Genomic DNA, 470 nt, shown 5'->3' with positions numbered 1-470 from the left:
CACCCGGCGTGCGCGGCACGACGTGGGCGGTGCGGTCTTCGTCGAAGCCGATTTCCCCCGGCAGGCTGAAGCCCTGGTCGAGCTGGCCAGGACCGGCGGTCACCAGCTGGATGCCGGCCGCGCCGATCTGCTCGGCGCTCAGGTGCAGGCCCTCGCCCTCGGGTTCGGCCGACGCGGCGTGGGCGTGCTCGCCGTCGGCGTGGCCGGCGGATTCGGCGTGGCCGGCCGGGGCAGCGCCGCCGTGGTGTTCGCCATCGGCATGGGCGGCATCGTCCTGGTGCGCGGCGCCCGGGCGTTCGCCGACCTGCCAGGTGAAGGCGCTGACGCCCAGTACCGACGCCAGTATCAGGGCGCCGGCAAGGTGGGTTTTCTTGATCATGGGAACTCCGCGGAAGGTCCGGCGGCGACGCGTGGGCGTCAGGCGCCGGGACTGATGAATAGGTGGTGCAGCTGACGGATCAGGTCGTGGA

1 pseudogene is annotated in these 470 nt (G+C 72.6%); it reads right to left on the bottom strand.

Annotated elements, in window-relative coordinates:
* Positions 1-379: pseudogene (locus J5M58_RS26695) on the bottom strand (efflux RND transporter periplasmic adaptor subunit); the annotation flags it as partial.
* Positions 380-470: the final 91 nt, after the last annotated feature.

Origin of the sequence: Pseudomonas sp. 32_A, from assembly GCF_017490905.1 — a bacterium.
GTDB classification, from domain to species: Bacteria; Pseudomonadota; Gammaproteobacteria; order Pseudomonadales; family Pseudomonadaceae; genus Aquipseudomonas; species Aquipseudomonas inefficax.
This window is presented reverse-complemented; position numbering and strand designations above follow the sequence as displayed.